Origin of the sequence: Leptothoe sp. ISB3NOV94-8A, from assembly GCF_043421595.1 — a bacterium.
GTDB classification, from domain to species: domain Bacteria; phylum Cyanobacteriota; class Cyanobacteriia; order Phormidesmidales; family Phormidesmidaceae; genus Leptothoe; species Leptothoe turfae.
Genome location: NZ_JAXSQW010000001.1, coordinates 6,684,295 through 6,704,113, shown reverse-complemented (window position 1 = coordinate 6,704,113; position 19,819 = coordinate 6,684,295). Strand labels below are relative to the sequence as shown.

18 protein-coding genes and 1 tRNA gene are annotated in these 19,819 nt (G+C 48.9%); 11 read left to right on the top strand and 8 right to left on the bottom strand.

The features are described 5' to 3' along the window. Nucleotides 1-233 precede the first annotated feature (233 nt). The 3 genes from rlmD to SPB21_RS28825 all read left to right on the top strand — a co-directional run bounded on the left by rlmD (nucleotide 234) and on the right by SPB21_RS28825 (nucleotide 4,678). Nucleotides 234-1,622, top strand: a complete 1,389-nt coding sequence (rlmD, locus tag SPB21_RS28835; RefSeq protein WP_163664740.1) for a 23S rRNA (uracil(1939)-C(5))-methyltransferase RlmD — start codon at nucleotides 234-236, stop codon at nucleotides 1,620-1,622. A 40-nt stretch (nucleotides 1,623-1,662) separates the two neighbouring features. After that, a complete protein-coding gene (gene lpxD, locus SPB21_RS28830; protein WP_499868430.1) occupies nucleotides 1,663-2,742 on the top strand; it encodes a UDP-3-O-(3-hydroxymyristoyl)glucosamine N-acyltransferase in 1,080 nt (359 codons plus the stop codon). Between the two features lie 346 nt (nucleotides 2,743-3,088). Next, the gene (locus tag SPB21_RS28825) at nucleotides 3,089-4,678 is read left to right on the top strand and encodes a glycoside hydrolase family 57 protein (protein WP_163699442.1); all 1,590 of its coding nucleotides are present in this window, start codon (nucleotides 3,089-3,091) and stop codon (nucleotides 4,676-4,678) included. A 194-nt stretch (nucleotides 4,679-4,872) separates the two neighbouring features. Here the strand turns inward: SPB21_RS28825 and SPB21_RS28820 are convergent, their stop codons facing one another. Continuing rightward, complete coding sequence (locus SPB21_RS28820) at nucleotides 4,873-5,418, bottom strand: late competence development ComFB family protein (protein ID WP_006518123.1); 546 nt, start codon at nucleotides 5,416-5,418, stop codon at nucleotides 4,873-4,875. A 581-nt stretch (nucleotides 5,419-5,999) separates the two neighbouring features. After that, nucleotides 6,000-6,212, bottom strand: a complete 213-nt coding sequence (locus SPB21_RS28815) for an Hfq-related RNA-binding protein (protein WP_163664734.1) — start codon at nucleotides 6,210-6,212, stop codon at nucleotides 6,000-6,002. Between the two features lie 128 nt (nucleotides 6,213-6,340). On the opposite strand from SPB21_RS28815, the gene dapF reads away from it, so the two are divergent. The 5 genes from dapF (at nucleotide 6,341) to SPB21_RS28790 (ending at nucleotide 11,291) form a co-directional block, all read left to right on the top strand. Continuing rightward, on the top strand, nucleotides 6,341-7,198 hold the full coding sequence (gene dapF / locus SPB21_RS28810; RefSeq protein ID WP_499868428.1) for a diaminopimelate epimerase: 858 nt from the start codon (nucleotides 6,341-6,343) through the stop codon (nucleotides 7,196-7,198). Continuing rightward, complete coding sequence (gene surE, locus SPB21_RS28805; RefSeq protein WP_163664730.1) at nucleotides 7,198-7,893, top strand: 5'/3'-nucleotidase SurE; 696 nt, start codon at nucleotides 7,198-7,200, stop codon at nucleotides 7,891-7,893. The genes dapF and surE overlap by 1 nt, the downstream gene beginning before the upstream one ends. A 129-nt stretch (nucleotides 7,894-8,022) precedes the next feature. Then, nucleotides 8,023-9,021 (top strand): permease, encoded by a 999-nt coding sequence (locus tag SPB21_RS28800; protein ID WP_163664728.1) that lies wholly within the window; start codon nucleotides 8,023-8,025, stop codon nucleotides 9,019-9,021. Then, a complete protein-coding gene (locus tag SPB21_RS28795) occupies nucleotides 9,011-9,802 on the top strand; it encodes a TIGR03943 family putative permease subunit (RefSeq protein ID WP_163664726.1) in 792 nt (263 codons plus the stop codon). The genes SPB21_RS28800 and SPB21_RS28795 overlap by 11 nt, the downstream gene beginning before the upstream one ends. A 13-nt stretch (nucleotides 9,803-9,815) precedes the next feature. Further along, nucleotides 9,816-11,291: a TolB-like translocation protein gene (locus SPB21_RS28790; protein ID WP_499868426.1), complete on the top strand. Its 1,476-nt coding sequence runs from the start codon at nucleotides 9,816-9,818 to the stop codon at nucleotides 11,289-11,291. 24 nt (nucleotides 11,292-11,315) lie between these two features. Here the strand turns inward: SPB21_RS28790 and SPB21_RS28785 are convergent, their stop codons facing one another. The 3 genes from SPB21_RS28785 to SPB21_RS28775 all read right to left on the bottom strand — a co-directional run bounded on the left by SPB21_RS28785 (nucleotide 11,316) and on the right by SPB21_RS28775 (nucleotide 16,106). After that, nucleotides 11,316-11,564, bottom strand: a complete 249-nt coding sequence (locus tag SPB21_RS28785; RefSeq protein ID WP_006518130.1) for a helix-turn-helix domain-containing protein — start codon at nucleotides 11,562-11,564, stop codon at nucleotides 11,316-11,318. A gap of 508 nt (nucleotides 11,565-12,072) precedes the next feature. Continuing rightward, complete coding sequence (locus tag SPB21_RS28780; protein ID WP_499868425.1) at nucleotides 12,073-14,781, bottom strand: CapA family protein; 2,709 nt, start codon at nucleotides 14,779-14,781, stop codon at nucleotides 12,073-12,075. 161 nt (nucleotides 14,782-14,942) lie between these two features. After that, nucleotides 14,943-16,106, bottom strand: coding sequence for a serine hydrolase (locus SPB21_RS28775; protein ID WP_499868423.1), 1,164 nt, complete (start codon nucleotides 16,104-16,106; stop codon nucleotides 14,943-14,945). Between SPB21_RS28775 and SPB21_RS28770 the strand changes: the two genes are divergently transcribed. After that, nucleotides 16,105-16,239, top strand: coding sequence for a hypothetical protein (locus SPB21_RS28770; protein WP_284681984.1), 135 nt, complete (start codon nucleotides 16,105-16,107; stop codon nucleotides 16,237-16,239). The genes SPB21_RS28775 and SPB21_RS28770 overlap by 2 nt on opposite strands. 72 nt (nucleotides 16,240-16,311) lie before the next feature. On the opposite strand, the gene SPB21_RS28765 is transcribed toward SPB21_RS28770, so the two are convergent. Next, nucleotides 16,312-17,082, bottom strand: coding sequence for an RNA methyltransferase (locus SPB21_RS28765; RefSeq protein WP_163664718.1), 771 nt, complete (start codon nucleotides 17,080-17,082; stop codon nucleotides 16,312-16,314). A gap of 92 nt (nucleotides 17,083-17,174) precedes the next feature. On the opposite strand from SPB21_RS28765, the gene SPB21_RS28760 reads away from it, so the two are divergent. After that, complete coding sequence (locus tag SPB21_RS28760) at nucleotides 17,175-17,342, top strand: DUF2256 domain-containing protein (RefSeq protein WP_163664717.1); 168 nt, start codon at nucleotides 17,175-17,177, stop codon at nucleotides 17,340-17,342. Nucleotides 17,343-17,358: 16 nt separating this feature from the next. On the opposite strand, the gene SPB21_RS28755 is transcribed toward SPB21_RS28760, so the two are convergent. Together SPB21_RS28755 and SPB21_RS28750 are read right to left on the bottom strand one after the other, a co-directional pair. Further along, nucleotides 17,359-17,982 (bottom strand): chorismate lyase, encoded by a 624-nt coding sequence (locus SPB21_RS28755; protein WP_431732023.1) that lies wholly within the window; start codon nucleotides 17,980-17,982, stop codon nucleotides 17,359-17,361. Nucleotides 17,983-18,176: 194 nt separating this feature from the next. Beyond that, nucleotides 18,177-18,258 (bottom strand) — tRNA-Leu (locus SPB21_RS28750). A 201-nt stretch (nucleotides 18,259-18,459) separates the two neighbouring features. Here SPB21_RS28750 and accC point away from each other — a divergent pair. Next, nucleotides 18,460-19,803 carry an acetyl-CoA carboxylase biotin carboxylase subunit gene (gene accC / locus SPB21_RS28745; RefSeq protein ID WP_163664716.1) on the top strand — a complete coding sequence of 448 codons (1,344 nt, stop codon included), beginning with the start codon at nucleotides 18,460-18,462 and terminating at the stop codon, nucleotides 19,801-19,803. Nucleotides 19,804-19,819 lie beyond the last annotated feature (16 nt).

The following is a 19,819-nucleotide window of genomic DNA, read 5'->3' as shown; positions in this document are numbered from 1 at the left end:
TGTAACGACTCTGGGGCAAACAAGGAAAGAGATACTTGGCCCGGTTCAAAAGATTTTTATCCTCTGAATAATAACTGGTTGCGTGTTCTAGCCTGAGAGCTATGTTAAGAGAGTTTACAAACAATCCGGTAAACCATTCAAGCTGGTCACAATGTCACGAACTTTAGGGCTTGTCATAGAATTAAAACCCCGCCGGTAGCAAATATTTTTCGATCCCTGACGCGAGCAGCCCTATGACTTCACTAGTAGACAAGTCCCTGTGGCAACAGGGGCAGGTGATCGACTTGAAAATTGATGATCTGAGTAACAGCGGTGATGGTGTAGGTCGCTGGCAAGATCGAGTAGTTTTTGTCACAGATGCGGTTCCTGGAGATACTCTGCAAGTAAGGCTTACACGGTTAAAACCCGCCTATGGCTATGGGAAAAAACTGCAAATTCTTGAACCATCGCCAGATCGGATCCGCCCTGTCTGCATCGTGGCGGATAAATGTGGCGGCTGCCAGTGGCAAGCTGTGGCTTACTCAAAACAGCTGCAAGCAAAAGAGTCTCAAGTTCAGTCTGCTCTAGAACGTATTGGTGGCTTTGAGACGGTTCCTATAAGGCCAATTTTAGGGGCCCCAAACCCGTTAGCCTATCGAAATAAGGTCACCTATCCCTTAGCCCGAGGCCCTGGAGGCACGGTCAAAGCCGGATACTATCGTCGGGGCACCCATCAAATTGTAAATTTAAATCAGTGTCCAATCCAGCATGAGAGCCTGAATCCTTTGCTGGTGGATGCTAAAGAGGCGATCAAAGCACAAGGGTGGAGCCTTTATAACGAACAAAAACACCAAGGTCGACTTCGCAATTTAGCTCTTCGGGTTAGCCAAAATACGGGCCAAACGTTGCTGACGTTAGTCACCACAGGGTATCTACCAAATGTTCAAGGGCAGGCTGACCAGTGGCTCTCTGAGCATTCAAGTTTGGTGGGCGTATGTCTCAATATCAATCCGGAACGCACTAACAAGGTATTTGGGGAAGAGACCCGTTGCTTAGCGGGCCGACTCTATCTAGAGGAGATATTTTTAGGTCTACGATTGCGCATTCAGCCAACTACCTTTTTCCAGGTCAATACGGCTCAAGCCGAGACCTTGGTGAGTCTGGTTTTAGAGCACCTAAACCTGAAGGGTAATGAAACTGTCATTGATGCCTACTGCGGCATCGGCACGTTGTCTCTTCCCCTGGCCCGGCGTGCTGCTCACTGTGTGGGGATTGAATTTCATCCGGAATCAGTCGCACAAGCCCGTCAAAACGCGGCACTCAATGGGCTAAAGAATACGGAGTTTTTTGCTGGGGCCGTGGAAAAGCTGTTGCTAGAAATCAGTGCTCAGCAGTCTAGCCCTGTTGATGTTGTAGTGCTAGACCCCCCCCGAAAAGGCTGCGATCGCATCGTTCTAGAAACGCTAGTAGAGATCGGCCCTAACCGCATCGTTTATATGAGTTGCAACCCATCTACCCTGGCACGGGATTTAAAGATTTTATGCAGCAATGGCTATGGCCTAACCATGGTGCAGCCTGCGGACTTCTTTCCCCAAACCACCCATGTAGAATGCGTTACTTTTCTAGAAAAGGCAATTTTTTGATAGCCTGTCGCTGAGACGTCAGTGAGCAAACGAGGCAGCCATGAGATTTAGCGAGATAGTAGAGCAACTGGGCATTGCTGAGACATCAAGCCTAGCGTCTCAGCCAGAGCTTAACCCGAACATCGTTGGGGTCACCGCAGTTCAAGAATCACAGCCTGACACCATTAGCTACGTTGAAGGCAAAAAGTTTGCCCCCTACATCGAGCAGACAGCCAATGCGGCACTGATTTTGCCCGTCGATGAAGCCCTGCAAGCCCAGGCCATAGAGCGAGGCATTGCCTGGGTTAGTACTCACGAGCCCAGACTGGGCTTTGCTCGTGCGATCGCACTGTTTTACCAGCCTTTTCAGCTCTCCCCTGGCATCCATCCCACAGCGATCATTGCCCCCACAGCCAAGGTTGGCAATAACGTGGCCATTGGCCCCTATGTCGTCATCCATGCTGGAGCCACCATCGGTGACAACGCGTGCATTCACCCTCAGGTAGTCATCTATCCCGACGCTAGTATTGGCGACGGCACAACACTCCATGCTAACTGTGTTATCCATGAACGTGCTCAGGTAGGAGCCCACTGTGTTATCCATACCGGAGCGGTGATTGGCTCCGAGGGATTTGGTTTTGTGCCAACAGCCCAGGGCTGGGAGAAAATGCACCAGTCCGGCATTGTCGTACTAGAAGACCATGTCGAAGTAGGCTGCAATACCACCATAGACCGTCCTGCTGTTGGAGAAACTCGCATTGGTCGCAATAGCAAGTTAGATAACCTGACACAGGTGGCCCACAATTGCCAGCTGGCCGATAACTGCATACTAGCGTCCCAGGTAGGCCTGGCTGGAGGGGTAGAGCTAGAGTCCTTAGTCGTGCTGGGAGGCCAGGTCGGCGTGGCCAACAACACCAAAATTGGCAAAGGTGCCCAGGCGGGCTCTAAGGCTGGCCTCCACAGCAATGTTTCCCCCGGCAGCATCATGATGGGCATTCCTGCCAGTCCTTATCGCACCTATCTAAAATCTTCAGCTATCTACAATCGCCTGCCCGAGATGCATCGCACCCTAAAGCGACTTCAACAGCAGGTAGCTCACCTAGAAGAACAGCTAGCTCAGGTAGAGCAAACGAACAAATAGCTGCTAGCATCAATAGTCAAGACCATTCTTTACAAAAAGACATAATCGCTACTGAAGTGATCTCGCACCCAGGATTACAGTAGGGCCAAATTGGCAGCTGACTTTCACTGCTTCATTTCATTTGCTCTACCATCCTCAGGAGATGCTTAAATTAGTGTAAAGGTTTCATTTGCGATCGCTGTATCGTCACGGTTGGTCCCCTATTCGGGTTTTTCTTGACGATGATCCGATACCTTAGCCTCATAACGTCTTTAGCCCGTTAATCCCTTAAGGCTCAACGTTTAAAGGCTCAGGCCAGCCTAGCAATTGTCCATACGATGCTCACTTTGTCAATAAAGGTTGCCCTATGTCTCTCGGATATCTTGCTCTGGTACTCCATGCCCACCTACCTTTCGTTCGGCACCCAGAAAGTGACTTTGTTCTAGAAGAAGAGTGGCTATTTGAGGCAATTACTGAAACTTATATCCCCTTACTGACCATGTTTGATGGTCTTAAGCGGGATGGCATTGATTTTAAAATGACCATGAGTATGACACCTCCCCTGGTGTCGATGCTCAAAGACCCCCTCCTTCAAGAGCGTTATGACGAGCATCTAACCAATCTTGAGGAACTGACCGAGCGAGAGATCGAACGGAATGAGCACAACGGTCACGTCAAATATTTGGCAGAGTACTATGCCAACGAATTTAACCACACACGACAGGTGTGGGAGGACAACAAAGGTGACCTGATATCCGCCTTCAAGCAGTATGTCGATAGCAATAACCTAGACATCATCACCTGCGGTGCCACCCACGGCTACCTGCCTCTGATGAAGATGTACCCCGAGGCAGTTTGGGCCCAGCTTAAAGTCGCCGTAGAAAGTCACGAAGAGAACTTTGGCCGTCCTCCATCAGGAATTTGGCTGCCTGAATGTGCCTACTACGAAGGCCTGGAACGCATGGTTGCTGATGTAGGCCTCAGGTACTTTCTAACTGACGGTCACGGTATTCTGTATGCTCGTCCCCGTCCTCGCTTTGGAGCCTATGCCCCCATCTATACAGAAACTGGCGTGGCTGCCTTTGGCCGAGACCACGAGTCCTCCCAACAGGTATGGTCCTCAAAGGTAGGTTATCCAGGGGCTTCAGAGTATCGCGAGTTTTACCGTGACCTGGGGTGGGATGCAGAATATGACTATATCAAGCCCTACGTTATGCCCAATGGGCAGCGTAAAAATGTCGGTATCAAGTACCACAAGATTACGGGTAAAAATTTAGGGCTATCTGACAAGGATTGGTACGACCCCTATTGGGCTCGTGAAAAGGCCGCAGAGCATGCGAGTAATTTCATGTACAACCGTGGCCAGCAGATTGCTCACCTCAACGGCATGATGCAGCGCAAGCCCATTGTGATTTCACCGTACGATGCTGAGCTATTTGGCCACTGGTGGTACGAAGGTCCCTGGTTTATTGATTACCTGTTCCGCAAAACCTGGTACGACCAAGACACCTACGAAATGACCCACCTGGCAGATTATCTACGGAGCAATCCTACCCAACAGGTCTGCCGTCCATCTCAGTCAAGCTGGGGTTATAAGGGCTTTCATGAGTATTGGCTCAACGAAACTAATGCTTGGATTTACCCGCACCTGCACAAGGCGGCGGAGCGCATGATTGATTTGGCCCGTCGTGAACCTGCTGATGAGTTGGAATGGCGTGCCCTTAATCAGGCAGCACGGGAATTACTCCTAGCACAATCATCTGACTGGGCTTTCATTATGCGTACAGGGACCATGGTTCCCTACGCCGTACGCCGTACCCGCTCCCACCTATTACGCTTTGACAAACTGCGGGAAGACATCATGGCAGGCAAAATCGATTCAGGTTGGCTAGAAAAAGTGGAAGAAATTGACAATATCTTTCCCAGTATCAACTACCGGGTATATCGCCCTTTGTAGGCAATTTGTGTCTAGGGCGCACAAGTGTCTAGGGCACACAGTGTTTTAGGAGGGCGCACAGTGTTTTAGGGCGCACTGCTGTACGCCCCTACGTGATGTAAAAAAAGCACCGTTGGCCTCAACGGTGCTTTTGCTTTGCGTATTTGTATCTCTCTTGTTGCTTTGAAGCTCAACCTGTAATCCCGCTGGAGGCCTTAAGCGGCTCGAACTGGCTCGAATTTATGGGCATAGTCTTTAAGCAGATCATTCATTTGACCTAGGAAACCATCGCTAGAGCGCTTAATCCCCTCACGTTCAGGGAAGAAATCAGGCCGATCGAGGCTGTTGGAAATCGCATCCTTAACCTGGTCAGAGATCATCTCAGATAGGGCTTCACGGGCTTTATTGCGCTGATATGCAGCCCCCTCTTCAGTCGTGGCATAGAGGGGGGGTAACCGATTAAGCGCATAGGCTGCAATATCACCTAGATCAAGACTACAGTCATTGTTCGCCTCGATTTCAGCAACACGAGCAATAGCCTCCGTTAAGACTAGCTCCTCCATAACGTTGATAAACTGCTTGCGAGGCACAGCGACCACCTCGCCCGTGAGTAGTGACCCCATAAGGCGATCAAGGGCCATGTACTCTTCGATGGAAAGCTCTGAAGCAGTATCACAAATGCGTCCTACTTCAGCTTCCATCGCAGGGGTTAAATAACCATCCTGCAAAGCTTGTTCAACAATTTTTTCAATACTGCTCATCCTGTCAAATGGCTCCGTTGCATATCTCTGTAAACAGTGTTAGATGTTGCTGAATGTCGCAATGCACATGAGCACTTTCCAACCATTTTCGAAGGGTATAAATACAGATAAAACACTGATATTCACAACTAATAAAATGGTTTCACATTGATTCCATTGCTTCGAAAAAGATTTTCTAGAAGCCATAGTTTATAGCCACAATGGAATATACAAATGCCTTAATCAGTTAAAACATTTGCTTTATCAGCAACTAGCAACCCTTGTTAGACTTCAAACCTGCGTCCAAGGATCGTATTGGCATTAGTGTGCCCGGAGGTGACTTAACAAACACATCAACTGCATAAAACTACGAGCAACCTATCAAAAAAAGTCGATAATATAACGCCTAAAAACTAACAGTAAAAAATATCTTTTTAAAATTGAAATTTACAATATCGGCATTTATATATAATTTCCTGAGCGCCTCGAGAAAGTTTTATCGGAAAGCATTCAAACGAAGATTCGAAGATGACAAAACATAGAAAATGAAGCCTCTGCGTTGAGAAGCTTCATTTCATTGTCTATGAAATTACAAGACTGACTTAACTCATGATCTTGATGTAGGCCACAGCCGTACGCATGACAAGCATGGGTTGACCATCAATGTTCAGACAAATTGCCTGGGCATCCTGCCACAGAACAATGCTACTAAACACATCACCGGTCAATAGCTTGATTTCAATGGTTTGCTGATCACGGATCAGTGTCTGTATTTGTCGAATGCTGGGTGAACCTGTATCAAATTCAGTAGCCATAGCAGTCGTGGATAAACATGGATGAAACAGTAATAACGTACCCGGTCTATACTACTTCCGGTAAGCTGTTGACGAATTATTGCAACTCTTTTCTAATTATTGCAACTCTTTTCTAACGTCTGCGTATCATGGGGCTCGCCTTTAGCAAATATCACGGACTCGGTAACGATTTTATTTTGGTAGACAATCGGCACCAGTCATCTCCAGTTTTGACGCCTAAACAAGCGATGGATTTATGCGATCGCAACATTGGCATCGGTGCCGATGGCGTCATTTTTGCCCTACCCGGTGAAAACGGTGCCGATTACACCATGCGCATCTTTAACTCCGACGGGTCAGAGCCGGAAATGTGTGGCAACGGCATTCGATGTATGGCCAAATATTTAGAGGCATTGGAAGCGGCAGCCGATCAACCGCCAACGACTCCCCACAGCTATCAAATTCACACCTTGGCAGGGTTGATCGTGCCAACGCTACAAACCGATGGCCAAATCACAGTTGATATGGGAGAGCCCCGTCTATTGGCTGGGGAAATTCCTGCAACTTTGGCCCATGCCAGCGAAAAAATTATCGATCGGTCTTTGGTGGTAGCAGACACGACTTACCAGGTCACCTGCATCAGCATGGGCAACCCCCACTGCATTACCTTCGTGGAGGATACGACTACAGTTCCATTGGCTAAGATTGGCCCGCTGTTTGAACGTCATCAGGCGTTTCCTCAGCGTATCAATGCTGAATTTATTGAAGTGGTGCGCTCTGACTATCTCAAAATGCTGGTGTGGGAACGGGGAGCTGGCCCCACCATGGCCTGTGGTACTGGTGCTTGTGCGGCCCTGGTGGCGACGGTATTGAATGGCAAGTGCGATCGCACCGCCACCGTTGAACTACCAGGTGGCCCCCTAAAAATTGAATGGTCTGCCACTAATAACCACGTGTATATGACGGGTCCTGCCGTTTTGGTGTTTACCGGTGAAGCTGCGCTGTAATGGCTCCTACAATTGTCTTAACCAATGATGATGGCATTGATGCACCTGGAATCCAGGCATTATACAAAGCTACGGAAAAACTCTCCTTTAGCCATACCAACATCGGTATTGTTGCCCCAGATCAACATCTCTCGGGCTGTAGCCACCAGATTAACCGTGGCGGATCTATTAATGTTGATCGGCGCACCCCCCAGAGATACGCCATCGGCGGCACCCCAGCTGACTGTACTCGCGTAGCCCATCATCTCTATCCCCAACTCGATTGGCTCTTAGCAGGCATTAATGATGGTGGAAATCTGGGGGCGGATACCTATGTGTCTGGCACCGTTGCTGCTGTGCGAGAAGCCACACTGCTCAGAGTGCCGGCCATTGCGATTTCCCATTACAAGTCCAGAGGAATCTCTATTGATTGGGAGGTAGCGGCGCATCGTGCGGCCCGCGTGCTCACAATGTTAATGGAAAAACCGCTTGCCCCAGGGCAGTTTTGGAATGTCAATTTGCCATCGGTCAGCGACCCTGAACCCGAAATTGTTTTTTGCCCTGTGTGCACACAGCCATTACCGACTGAATCTAGCATTGAATTGGGACAATTTCGCTATACTGGCGCATACCAAGATCGACGGCGTGACCCTGATGCAGATGTTGATATCTGTTTTTCAGGGAATATCAGTGTCAGCAAAGTTTCTCTATGGTAAAAATATGACCCCTTTGGTTGCTCTCTGTTCGAACAGGGTGGATGATGATTGCCCTATCACCGCCATGCTTTCTAGCAATTTCCTGTAGAATAGCTGGTCAGCAATAGGCATCTTCACGGTTGCACATCTATGGAACAACTGAGTAATGGACTAACGCTTTTCTTTAGCTTGCTGGTAGAGGCCATCCCTTTTTTGCTCATTGGTGTGGCATTTTCGAGCCTGCTATTGTTTTTCGTAGATGAGCGTACGCTGATTAAGCTACTGCCTAAAACCCCCCTGCTAGGAGCTATAGCAGGTAGTTTAATGGGGGTATTTTTCCCTGTATGCGAATGTGGCAATGTTCCTGTAGCCCGACGGCTGATTGTGCAAGGAGCTCCATCTTCAGTGGCAGTGGGTTTTTTACTAGCAGCACCCACCATTAATCCGGTCGTATTTTGGGCCACTTGGGTAGCGTTTCGCGATCAGCCCGAGATTGTTTTTCTGAGAGTACTTTTTACATTATTCATAGCAGTCATCATTGCTTGGATCTTCAGTCGTCAGATTGATATGCGCCCCATCCTACAATCGGCTGTAGCTAGACAAATGCCTAAAGCCCGTAGGGTCGCTGCTCCAAGTAATCCCTTGCTGCGGTCAGGCACATTTTTGCTACAAACCGACGGGTCTACCCTGCAGCTAGACGATCCAACGGCAATTCTGACCGAAAAACCAGAGGTACCCCTAGCCATCAAATTACAGCTTGTCATCGACAATATGGTGCAAGAGCTGAAGGAGCTGGGGGCAGTATTGATTCTTGGTAGTGCGATCGCAGCTTTTGTTCAGGTAGCCATTCCCAGGGATTGGATTTTGGCCCTGGGGCAAAACTTTATCACCTCTATTTTGGCGATGATGCTATTGGCAGCCGTAGTATCCATTTGCTCAACGGTGGATTCATTTTTTGCGCTATCGTTTGCATCCACCTTTACCACTGGCGCACAGCTAGCATTCCTTGTTTTTGGTCCCATGATTGACCTGAAAAACATTGGCCTATTAATGACGCTCTTTAAGCCAAGGGCCATCATTTACATTTTCATGCTGGCAGCTCAGCTGTGTTTTATTTTGACCTTATTTATGAACCTCTATGTCAGCTAAATCAGCCAGAAACTCAGGTAAGGCTAAACGGCAAAGACGGTCTTCCAAACCATTTCGTCAGAATTGGTTAGATGTGTTAGTGCTCGGCGCTTGGAGTCTGACCCTATTTCGGTACTGGATCACTGGAAAATTGTTTCTGCTGCTGCATCCAGACTATATGTGGCTAGCTAATAGCGCTGCCATTGTTCTGCTAGGCATGGCTCTGTTTAAGCTAATTCAAGGACGGCGTGCCAAAAAGGTACAAGCTCCCCCTAGCCACACCACGTTGCTGCCGCCTCAGCTCAGCAGTTTCATTTTATTAGGTGTGGCTGTTCTGGGATTTATCTATACCCCCCAGGCATTTGCCAGTGATACAGCCATTCAGCGGGGTGTGGCTGACACGTTGACGATGACGCGCTCACAACCTCAACGTTTTGTCCGCCAGGCTGCCTCTGAAGAACGTACAATCATCGACTGGATTCGCACACTTAATGTATACCCAGAACCGGATGCTTATACGGGGCAAGGGGTTAAGGTATCAGGTTTTGTGATTCACCCCGATGAATGGCCAGAAGGATATCTCATGATTTCCCGCTTTGTTTTAACGTGCTGTGCAGCCGATGCTTACCCCGTCGGCCTGCCTGTGGAGCTAGCTGTTTCACGACAGGCCTATGCCCCTGATAGCTGGCTAGACATAGAAGGAAAAATGATCACCACCACCATCAACGGCAAGCGCCAGCTCACCATAAAACCGACCAAACTGGAAACCATCCCTGAACCCCGTAATCCCTACGAATATTAGCCAGTTTCACACCATGACTACCCACCATCGCCAACCCCTTGATCGACTGGCCCAGGCAATGATAGCGCTGCTGGCCTTGGTTATTGGGGGCATGGTTTTATTTGGCGGCCCCGCCGCCTCAAAAGTCCGGGATTTTACCTGGCAAAATCGGCAGATTGGAGCTGAAGATACCGCCTTTTTGCTAACCTTTAGCCGCCCAATGGATCACACTAGCGTGGAACAAAACCTGACCATTGAGCCCCCCTTACCAGGTCGCTTTAGTTGGGCTGGTCGGCGCATGGCGTACACTTTAAATTTTCCAGCCCCCTACGGCAACGAGTTTACAGTTAGCCTTCCCGAAGCTAGCGACCGCTTTAGTGGGCCAGAAGCCAAATTTATGCCCTTTAAGGCTAGTTTTAAGTCTCGCAAGCGAGCCTTCGCCTACATTGGTGTAGAAGGCGAAGATCAAGGCCGCCTGATGCTCTATAACCTGAGCACTCAGTCCCAAACAGCTTTGACCCCCAAAAATCTAACGGTTATGGACTATAAGCCCTACACCCAGGGCGATCGCATTTTGTTTGCAGCCATAGAACGGGGGCAAAACACTCAACAAGACCAGGCACTATACACCGTAACCACTGGTTTAGGGGACGACACAAACAATTCAAGTGGTCAAATTGAGACGTTACTTGATAGCAGCGAATATCAGAATTTAAAATTTGATCTCTCTCCCGACGGCAGTACCATTGTTGTACAGCGAGTGAGTCGCAACAATCCAGGTAATTTTGGCCCTTGGGTCGTTACCCAAGATCAGCCTCCCCGCCGTCTAGAGACTGAGCCTGGCGGAGATTTTATAATTGCACCTGACAGTCAGTCACTCCTCCTGCAACAGGGAGAAGGCACCGCTATCATTGCTTTGAACAATGCTCCAGACGAGCAAAGTGGCGAAACGTTAGACTTTTTACCCCAATATGGGCTGGTCATGGATGTGGCCAGCAATGGCTCTGCAGCAGCCATGGTGAGCTTTAACCAGGATGACCCGGACAAACGCTTCACTCAAACATTATTTTGGGTATCCAATCAGGGCGATGAAAAGCCCCTAATAAATGTGACAGGGTCGATCTTAGATGCGCAGTTCGACCCCACTAATGAACTTTTATTCTGTTTAACCAGTCAATTACTTGAGGGTGAAACCTACCAAGTACAGCCATCTATTGCGGCCATTAACTTGAGCACTGGCGATGTAGAAACACTCCAGACATTATCGCCTCAGCCATCGGTGCACATGAGCCTAGCCCCTGACGGTTTGGCTCTACTTTTCGACGAAACAACACCAAGTGCCACAGCTGACAACTCGGTGGTTCTAGATGACGACATTGCGATCGCAACCTCAAAGATATGGTTGCTACCGCTTTATCAGACAAGCGACGACCGATTAAACAAGAGGCCTCAGCCAGTTGAACCACAGGCACTACCTTTTGCCGGCATCAATCCTGTCTGGATTCCCTAGCGCACTTAACGCGCCTACGGTTAACTAGCGATGATCAGCAGTCGCCTCAGCACCTCGTTCCAGATACATGCTGAGAAAAATGCTAGCAGCTGACGGCTCTAATGTTTCAAGAGCGACGATGATCTCTGGCACAGAGTCTGCCAGTGGATCGCTGACTTCATTCACCCATTGGTTGACCGTCGAACGGGCTACACCCATTGTCACGGCCAGACGATTTTGACTAATTCCGTACTGAGTAAGTACATGCTTTAATGCTTTTCCTGCCCTTCCCATAGCGGTTATAAATCTCACAAAGATTACAACATGATTGGCTGGCTCAATTTATATTGACCTGCCTATGTTCTTTCTTCCGAGCCCCTGCACAACATCAGTATAAAACGGCTCACGAATGTGCCTTTTGTCTCAAAAATCTGCGCGCTTACCCGTATTTCTAAGCTTTCTACAAGGATTAGGGTGAGAAAGTAAAAGTATACCCGAATCTTTTACGAAGTGGTAAACCCCTTGTATCAAAACCGAAGAAATACTGAGTTCACATGTACTATGTACATTTCTGAAACAGATCTTAAAACCCTTTTGGAGGAAGAGTTTCAAGAGTTTGCCCACGTTTTCTTTTACTAAGAGCAAATGCCTGTCTCGTTCTAACAAATGAGCACAGTGATGTATCGAACCATTATGTTTTGTATATCGTTAACATACAAAACATCAATAATTCTTCGTCAATGTAGCTCTAGCAACCAGAGAGTGCCTATAAGTATATTCAAACGTTACTGTTATCTAAAAACTACCCAAGAGGTCCTACCAAGGGCTCATCATGGGGAGAGATAGCACCCGATGTATCCCTTATGTCTTCAGTTTCATCATCAGGCTCTACAGACACCTCTGGAGCCCCTATAGGAAAGACATCATCAGGAGATGCAGTAGGAACGTCAACCTCAGATGGGTCAAAGTTATTCAAACGTTCCTGGATAGGATTAAATTCTTTGTGGGGAGATGATTTTTCACCCCAATTTTCCAACATGTCATAGCCCGGCAAAGGCTCATCATTGGGAGCCAGAATATCATCCCCTTCCTGCTGGGGTATTAACTCCATACCGGTGCCATTATCAATGACGTTAGGGTTAGTGTCTCGCTTCGGTGCAGCATTAGGATTAATGGGTGCAGGTGATTCCCATATCTCATAAGGCACGGCATTATCAAAAGCGGGCTCACTATCGGGCTGAGTGTTAAAGCTATCTAAAGGGCTATTGCCCTCTAAAAGACCTGATTCTTCTAGAGGGCCGTTCTCGTTCATAGTTTGGGCAGGTGCCAGACCATCACTCCAGCTCTCTGACTCTAGATTACGAGGTTCAAATGGATTGGGCTCAGCTACATTACGCTCAGATACCTCTGGTTCAACGGTAAATCCATCAGAGGTATTTGAAAAGGTCTCTGAATCCAAGATCTCTGACTCAAAACTTTCAAACCCAGGGGCAAAACCGTCAAAGGTATCAGGGGGAAAACTCTCTGGCTGTATGAACTCCCCTTCCAAAGGGTTTTGACTATCCGACAACGGCCCAGGCTCTAGCTCACCTAATGTTTTCAGGGGAGCCACAGGCTTTTCAGGTTTTAGCAAAGGCTCCGTTGGAGGAGTGGCCTCTAAAATGGCGGGAAACTGCAACGGCGATGGCAACGTATTAGATGCTTGACGAATCTGCTTGAGAATAGCTCTAGCCGTTTCCCCAGAGGCAGTCTTTGGTCGAGCCTCCCTAACACTGACAGGGAGGAACTCTACTTTCATTTGGTTTTCCCGCAGAGAAACCCGCAAAGCAGCCGTGTCATGATCGCTCAGGGGTTCCTCTTCAAAAATAAAATCCCCCAAAGCGTAGACAATAGGTCGAGATTTATAGAGTTCAGCCCCCTGCAACTGTTGAGCATGATAGCCAACTACTAAGTCAGCACCGGCATCAATTGCAGATCTAGACAAATTAACCTGCTGTGCATTGGGCTCTGCTGCTAAGTCTCCGTACCAGCGATAATTCACAACTATCCAATCCACAGCCTCACGCAGAGCAGCAATATCTGCCACAATGTTGTCTCGCTCCTGAATATTCAGGCCAGCTCGATTTAGGGTCGCCGCATCATCACTATCCGGAGCGTAATTTAAGTAGGCAATGCGCTGACCTTTGACCTCTAAAACTTCTGGACGACGGGCCTCCTGCTGATTACGACCGGCCCCCACTCGATAGATGCCAACACCGTCCAAAGTTTTTATGGTCTCTGTCAAACCATGGCTACCAAAATCCATTGTTTGGTCGCTAGTCAGCCCCACAATATCAATTCCCCCTTTGAGGAGGGCATCCGCCGCATCGGGACGAGAACGTTCAAAGTAATTTTCTTGCAGCGAGGTATCGGCGCTGGCCAGGGAATTCCCGAGACCTACCATAGCCACATCAGCTTCTCGAAAAGCCTCTAGTTCACCCAAGACTTCTTCCACAGCATCGGGAGTTTGTAATGGGACATCACCCACGGGCACTTCTCCACCAAAAACCAGTGTAACCGTAGGATTTTCAGGGCTACTGCTGGGCTCATGGGACATCACAGCAACGGGTTCTAGAGCAGCGGAGACTGCCGGTCCTCGCATCGCGGAACGATAGGCAATCTCCTGAGTTTCTACGTCACTAAGGGGACGCCATCCACCTTCCTTGAAGGTAGGTAGAGACGGCGACTGCTTCTGAGCCACTTGGCCACGTTGGGAGAAAACAGCCTCAGTCACACAGCCCAGGATAAAGGCAGCAGCAGCGGAGCCAGTAACGACAATCGCCCTCATGTATTTGAACTGGTGCTCAATAACGTCTTTAGGTGTAAGACGGCGGCGATTCATGCGGCGCTGAGTTGAGGTTTGAGTACTGTCAATATCGGTGGAACGAATTTGTACTAACGGAAAGGGAGCCACACTACGGTTAGGCCGCCGTCGTCGTTCTTGTAAATTCGTTTCACGAGGAATGAGGTAAGACGGAACTGTCTTCAGTGTCTCGCCACCGTAAGTGGTAGCGGTTATGGTTTCTGCTTGAGCATCGGAGACCTCGGGCGTCACGACCTGCTCAGTCACCGCAGGTTCAGGTGCCAAGGAAGGTGTTGTGACAGGGGCTGCTGCCGTGTCTTGGCTGGGCTGTTGAACAGTTGCACGTTGTTTACGCTGACTTAATTTCACTCGCTGCTGCCACAGAGGCTGATCGGTACCCACCAAACGACCGATCAAAGCAACACCCCGAATAACCTTCGACTCTAGCTGGCAAAGCCGATTACAGACAAATCGAATCAGTACATCCTTTTTGGGAGGACGCTCAAACTCTAGTAAAACTTGCAAATATCCTGAATACTGGTCGGTTTGAACCCGCGCATAAATAGACTGGGGCACCAGCGGGTAGTTGAGCCACAAGGCTATGGACCGAAAATGCCCAGTAGCAGCTGATTGTCTTACCTGATTAATATCGACAGGGGTATTGACCATATTCCTCTAGCGCTCACAGGTATCAGAGTGTAGATGGACTACTAAATCCCCGAACTTGTGTGACAAAGTGTATCAAAGATGTCTACCTTGTCAACTGTATTCATACAGTTTTTGGCAAATACACGAAATTAATGAGATTTTGAACAAATTTTAAGTAGAGCTTAAATTTGTTCTTGGGGGTTAGGGACGTTTGAACCAGGGACCTCACCATTGGGTTGCAGATCTGGCTCAGTTTCGGTAGATGTACCTACAGGCAGTGGCACAGGCGCAGATTGGTTCATCGTCTGATACACTGCCTGCGAAATACGTCGGATCAATTCTTGAGCTCGACCATCATTTTCAGGGCGACGGACTAGGGCCGCGATCGCATACCGCTTGCCATTGGCAAGATCCATCAGAGCCACATCCCCGAGCACTTCACCAATATTGCCAGTTTTGTTATAGCTGATAGTGGTTTCACTCACGCCCGCAGGCAGTAGCTTCTTATTGTAGGTCCGCTGCAAAATATTCATCACCCGGTCGCGGGAGCGCAGGCTTAAAATATCCCCTTTATGAAGATGGGCAATCATTCGTACTAGATCTTGAGCACTGGTCGTGTTCGTGCCCTCTATATCTGGCAAGGGATTGCGCAGAATCGTCATCGTCAATCCCCAATCGGCAAACTGCTGATTGAGAACCTGGGGACCACCCAATAGATCGATCATCATATTGGTAGCGGTATTATCGCTATTGATGATCATTTGGGTGGCCACTTCCAATGCGGTATATCGGGTGCCTGGAGGCTGTCCTTGCATATCACCAGACCCACCAGCAATTTGGTTAGACTGCATAGCTAATGCTTGATCAACGGTGATGCGTCCCTCATCCACCGCCTTAAAAAAGGCAATCAGAATCGGTAGCTTTATAGTACTAGCTGCTGGCGTTTCGGCATTACCGGCCACCTCTACATAGTTGCCTGTATCTAGATCAAAGACATAGATTGTCGGCGTTAATTCAGGAATCAGTTCCTGTAACTCCTCCAACTTGGTTTTTAGAGCTGTCAGTTCCCGGGTAACTACCAGCACGTCATTGTCAGGAGCCGCTGTTACGGTAACTGCCGACTGAGTTTCAGCAGCGGTGCTCGTGGTTGACTGGTCATCAGCAGGTGTAAGTACTGACAGCACCGTACCCGCGATCGCAGCCACACCCAAACCAATAATCAGCAGTCTAATGCCGTAGACCAATGGTTTCGGCAACCTAGGTAATAAAGAAGCTTTAGGCTGAGGGGGCCAGGTAGACCGAGCGTTCCGACGAGTGCGGCGGACATGCCGTGACGGATCAACCATGTCACCGAACATGCCACCCGAGGCATTGGACCTGGCTCGTCTGGACGACCCTCGTGATCGGTCCGCTGGTCGCCCCAAGGAAGCCGACCGACGCTGCCGTCGCGGTCGACCAGTTCGACGTGATTTAGGATAAGGCTGCTGTGGATCCGTCATAGGTGAGAACACATGGCTAATCGTTACCCCAGCGTGAAAACTGATTGCATGGCTAGGGGGCGTTTGAATCAATTCCCTGATGTGTGGTAGCCCAGTCTATCTGCCGTAAGATACCGCGTAGCATAGCAACATCTTGAGTAGACAAGGCGGCACGATGGCCCAGTTGTCGAAACTTTCGCATACGACTAGGAGCTGTATGGGGATAAAGATAGCCGATTTTCAACAAAATCGACTCTAAATGGTGATAGTACCCATCAAGCTCGTCTAGGGTGGCAGCCACCACATTAGCTTGTTCACTCACGATTGGCTCAGGTGGTGTTTGCTGAGGTCGCTGCCCTACCCGAGATAACTCATAACAACAAATAGCAACCGCTTGAGCTAAGTTTAAAGACTCGTAGGTCGGATGGGTATCAATTTTAATAAACCGTTGAGCCTGCAGCATTTCATCATTGTTCAGGCCTCGATCTTCAGGCCCAAAGATCAGTGCGGTGGCTCCCGTTTCCAGCAGCCAAGGCAGGGCAACTTCGGGGGATTCAAGGGGTGTTTGCAAATCTCGACGGCGGGCTGTGGTTGCGATCGCACGCTGACACCCCACCAGAGCATCCGGCAATGTAGCCACTGTCTTCGATGACTCAATCAAGTCATAGGCATGGACCGCCATTTGCCTGGCATCGTCACTAAAAGGATCGCATTGGGGGTTGACCAAAACGAGTTGGGATAATCCAAAATTTTTCATCACCCGCGCTATTGACCCAATATTAAGTGGGCCAGCCGGTTCGACTAAGACAATGCTGAGATTGGGAAAAGGGGTGTCAGGGGACATGCGATCGCAAAAGCGCTAAATAGGCAGGCACCATAAGAAATGCCCTTTAGACTAGGTTCTGAGCATACCGTGCACCTTAGAAAACTACCAAAATGCCTCGTCAGCGTCGCAAGTCTGATTTACCTGAAAAAATATGTGCCGTTTGCCAGCGTTCTTTCACCTGGCGCAAAAAATGGGCCGATTGCTGGGATGAAGTGAAATATTGCTCGGATCGATGCCGTAAACGGCGTAATCAAATTTCCCACCCCGAAAACCATTAACCTCAGCGTTTTATCCTTACCGATGGCTCGTTTCGGAACGCATGGGACCCAAATAACGCATAAGGTATGGCGAAAACACCTCGTAAATCAGGGTCAGCGGTTTACCATGGTGCCAAAACAAATAATGACGGCCCCAAAACGGACCTTTTTGACCAAAGGCAGCTTCTAACGGTGGGCTCCAACCATAATAAATTCCTTGAATATCTCGATAAAGTTCGGTGCGCAAATTAGCCAGACTGGCCCAAATTGGTAGCGAACGGTTCTTCAGGTATTCATCCACATGGCTAGCTTCCCACCAGGATGTGGCATAGGCTAGCCGCTGCCCCGATGCTGTTCGTAACCACACCTGTCGCCTGAGACGAGGACCCGGTACATAGCTAATGATATCGGGGGCTCCATCATTGGCCATGCCCACTAAAGACATTTCAATGACATCAACCTCTGTGGGCTCTCGGGTCAACAGTTGTAGATGCCGCGTAGGAGAACCATCACCCAGCATCAGAATCTGCCACGCTGGTGATAGCTGATCGTGGGGCAATCCTTTCTTAACAACCGCCTCATCCCCTTGCCAGAGCATATCCAGAGAATACCAGCCAGTCGTTTTCTGAGCCTTGGGTGACGGTCCGAGCGTTGAAGTCAAAACTGTTTACAAAAATTCATGACTGTTTTCATGATATACGCTTGGCCTGAGCTGTGCAGCGGGTGATGATGGCTGACTTAGACAGGGGCATCAAACGTATTCCAAACGCTTAGGGGTGCAGCTAAAACCACACCCCTAATACAAAAGAACTATACAGATCTAAAAACTAGACCAAATCTAGACCAAATAATTAATGCGGATGGCGAGAATCGAACTCGCATGGCATAAGCCACACGCCCCTCAAGCGTGCGTGTCTACCAATTCCACCACATCCGCAGAATACTGCTGAAGCAGCTTGCTGTTAAAAAAATGCATAACAGCATATAACAGTAAACCACAAACAGCCCCTTCAGTAACGAGATTTTCTCGACTCAATTTGCCCCATCTCTTCTGGGGAGAAATAGCCCACGTGGTACGATCAGCTTCCGTCATATGATGCACATAGATAAAAAGTTTCCTTAGGGTAGTGGCTGGCTGATGCGCTTTTCGAAAATCTTGATTGCGAACCGAGGTGAAATCGCGCTGCGAATTTTACGCACCTGTGAGGAAATGGGAATAGCTACAGTAGCTGTCCATTCCACTATTGATCGCCACGCTCTCCATGTACAGCTAGCCGATGAAGCTATCTGTATTGGCGAAGCACCCAGCAGTCGCAGCTATCTAAACGTTCCTAATATTATTGCTGCCGCCATGACAACGGGTGCCAGTGCTATCCACCCTGGCTATGGTTTCTTAGCAGAGAACGATCGCTTCGTTGATATTTGCGCTGACCATAAAATTGTATTTATTGGTCCCTCGGCAGCAGCAATGCGGGCGATGGGGGACAAATCCACCGCTAAGTCAACCATGCAACGGGTTAAGGTACCCACAGTTCCTGGCAGCAAAGGTCTATTAAACACCCCCGAAGACGCGATGACGTTAGCCGCAGACATCGGCTATCCCGTGATGGTCAAGGCCACGGCTGGTGGTGGCGGTCGCGGCATGCGCCTCGTGCGTCAAGCCGATGAGATGACGAAGTTATTTCTCTCTGCTCAAGGTGAAGCAGAGGCAGCCTTTGGTAACGGCGGCATCTATCTAGAAAAGTTTGTAGAAAATCCCCGCCACATCGAGTTTCAAATTTTGGCAGACAGCTACGGCAATGTGGTGCATCTGGGGGAGCGGGATTGCTCGATTCAGCGTCGCCACCAGAAATTACTCGAAGAAGCTCCTAGCCCTGCCCTCAGCCCAGATTTGCGGCAAAAAATGGGGAAAGCAGCGGTGAGGGCGGCTAAAGCCATCAATTATGTTGGGGCAGGCACCGTCGAGTTCTTGGTGGATAGCCAGGGAAATTTCTACTTTATGGAAATGAATACTCGTATTCAGGTAGAGCATCCTGTTACCGAAATGGTGACTGGCATCGACTTAATTGCTGAGCAAATCCGTGTTGCCCAGGGAGAACGCCTGTCATTTAAGCAAAATGACATCACCTTAAAGGGACATTCCATTGAATGTCGGATCAATGCGGAGGACCCTGATCATAATTTTCGCCCCAATCCCGGTCGCATTAGTGGCTACTTAGCCCCAGGTGGCCTCGGGGTACGAATGGATTCCCATGTATATACTGACTACGAGATTCCTCCTTACTATGATTCTCTCATTGGCAAATTAATTGTTTGGGGTCCCAATCGTACCACTGCCATTCAACGGATGAAACGGGCTTTGAGAGAATGTGCCATCACTGGCCTACCCACCACCATTGGTTTTCACCAGCAAGTATTGGAGCGTCCTGAATTTCTCAAAGGTGAGGTATACACCAACTTTGTTAACCAAATGATGGGCTAAGCTGGCTGTCCTCCGG